This is a genomic window from Gottfriedia acidiceleris (assembly GCF_050457485.1).
GTDB classification, from domain to species: Bacteria; Bacillota; Bacilli; order Bacillales; family Bacillaceae_G; genus Gottfriedia; species Gottfriedia acidiceleris_D.
This window is the reverse complement of sequence record NZ_JBCMJM010000027.1, coordinates 1-2407: the sequence shown is the minus strand read 5'-3', so window position 1 is coordinate 2407 and position 2407 is coordinate 1. Positions and strand designations below refer to the sequence as shown.

Genomic DNA, 2407 nt, shown 5'->3' with positions numbered 1-2407 from the left:
CTTCCCGCTTATCCCATAGGAGTCGAGCATCCCTCCATTCCAATCAACTTATTCATCAAAAAAAGTCTGCAATAAATCCTAATCAAATAGCCTTTACTTAGAGTAACCCAATGGTTGTTTATTAATCAAATTGTAGGTCAATTAATATCGAACACTAATTAAACTAAAACTAAATCAATTGAATTTGTTTTTCTAAAAGTTAGATCATAATTTTTTAACATCTGAAAAAAAACATTTCTAGTGTTATTCGAATCATAAAATTACTCAAACATATTAACATTTAAAAACATTAAAAGATCATCCAAAAAAATGATAATTTCATCACTAATAAATGTTCCTTTAATGTCCGTTTTCCCTATTGACTATTTTATATTTCAACACTCTGAAGCTATATATTAATAGCTTCTTGCTTTTTTTGCTGTTTCCTAGAATTGAATAGATAGTCTTTTAGTTATTGTAAAAAAACATGACATACCAAATTCCGATCGTTAGGAATGCGCCTAGTGCAATAAATATTGCTTTATATACCCAATGAGGTAAGAAGAACAATATAGCTCCTATTCCACTAACACCATTTCCTCCAACTCCACTATTTTTTAAATCTGCATGAGCTTCTTTTTTATACATGATTCCAAAGACCAGCAAAAACAAACCTATTACCGTAAAGCAAATTAGATAAGCAATATCATTTCCATTCATTTTCTTCACCCTTTTATTAATCTTTCTTATAATTTAAGGATAAGTTACTTACTATTGTTGTTCAACCATTTTTTTCCATTTTTAAGTTAATTTTAACCACTAAGGCACTGGTCTTAGTTTCCTACTAATAGTAGCTGTTAACGATTTTCCACTGTTTAAATTATTTTATTAAAAAAAATGTATTCGATAATAAGTTTGTGTAAAATAAATATTATTGACATTTAATAAATGTTGTAACTATAATGGTTACATCGGAGGTTGAATCCTATGAAAATCAGTAGTCGTTTTACCGTTGCTGTTCATATTTTATCTTTGGTCACGATTGAGAATAGTGCGCTTTGTACTTCCGAATGGATTGCAGGAAGTGTAAATACAAATCCGGTCGTAATTAGAAGAGTAATGGGAAAACTTAAGAATGCTGGCTTAATTCAAGTCCGTCGAGGAACCGGTGGAGCTACACTTCATAAGTCTTTAAATGAAATTACTCTTTTAGATGTATATAGAGCGGTTGAAGTTGTAGAAGAAGGAGAACTTTTTCAATTTCATGAGAAACCGAATCCGAATTGTCCAGTCGGTGCAAATATTCAAGCAGTGCTAGAACTGATCTTAAATCGAGCACAAGAAGCAATGGAAAAAATACTGGATGAAGTTACTATGGAAGAATTAGTTACAGTATTAAGCAAAAAAATTGGATAATATCATTCAATTTTTTTTGCGAATGATGTAACTAAAACTGTTACATCTATATATTATATTTTTTTATACTAGTTGTAACTATTTTAGTTACGACTATGAGTTCAATCAACTTTAAAAAATTTAAGGAGGATGAAAAAAGATGAAAATTGGTATTATTGGAGCAACAGGAAAAGCAGGTAATCTTATTTTAAAAGAAGCAGTAGAAAGAGGACATGAGGTAACAGCAATCGTAAGAAATGCTTCTAAATTAACAAATAATGAAGTATCAGTATTGGAAAAGGATTTATTAGATTTAAATACAGCTGACTTAAAGCAATTTGATGTTGTTGTAAATGCATTTAAAGCAGCTGAAGGTCAAGAGCATCTTTATATTGAAGCTGGGAATGTTTTAATAAATGCTTTAAAAGGTGATAGCGATACTAGATTAATCGTAGTTGGTGGAGCTGGAAGCTTGTATGTTGATGAAGAAAAGACGATTCAATTAGTTGACACACCTGAATTTCCAAAAGAATATTATGCTACTGCATCAAATATGACAAAAGGTCTTCACGACTTACAAAAAACAACTGATATTAAGTGGACATTTATTAGTCCAGCGGCATTTTTTGATCCGAATGGTAAACGTACTGGAGCTTATCAAAAAGGAAAAGACAATTTTATTGTTAATAAAAAAGGTAATAGCTACGTAAGTTATGCTGACTATGCAATTGCATTATTAGACGAGATTGATAATCCACAGCATATTAATGAACGATTTACTTTAGTTTCTGAAGCAGAATAAGTTTCAGTCTAAAAATCAGTTTTTTGGGACTTTATCTATACAAAGAAGCGATTCTCTATGAGAATCGCTTCACGCTGTTGAAAAACAACCTTGTCAATTAAATTACCAAATTTTCGTAAAAGGAGTAGAGTGATGTTGATTTCCACTACAGGATGCTCGCTTTCCATGGGGCGAGATTCTTTAGCCTCCTCGGCAAGCCTGCGGGGTCTTTAGCCTTCCCGCTTATCCCAT

3 protein-coding genes are annotated in these 2407 nt (G+C 31.4%); 2 read left to right on the top strand and 1 reads right to left on the bottom strand.

The features are described from left to right. Positions 1-447: 447 nt before the first annotated feature. Positions 448-699 (bottom strand): hypothetical protein, encoded by a 252-nt coding sequence (locus tag ABEY15_RS22550; RefSeq protein ID WP_429892252.1) that lies wholly within the window; start codon positions 697-699, stop codon positions 448-450. Between the two features lie 267 nt (positions 700-966). On the opposite strand from ABEY15_RS22550, the gene ABEY15_RS22545 reads away from it, so the two are divergent. Both ABEY15_RS22545 and ABEY15_RS22540 read left to right on the top strand, forming a co-directional pair. Further along, positions 967-1395 carry an Rrf2 family transcriptional regulator gene (locus ABEY15_RS22545; RefSeq protein WP_429892250.1) on the top strand — a complete coding sequence of 143 codons (429 nt, stop codon included), beginning with the start codon at positions 967-969 and terminating at the stop codon, positions 1393-1395. Positions 1396-1534: 139 nt separating this feature from the next. After that, positions 1535-2176, top strand: coding sequence for an NAD(P)-dependent oxidoreductase (locus tag ABEY15_RS22540; protein WP_429892248.1), 642 nt, complete (start codon positions 1535-1537; stop codon positions 2174-2176). The last annotated feature ends 231 nt before the right edge of the window (positions 2177-2407 follow it).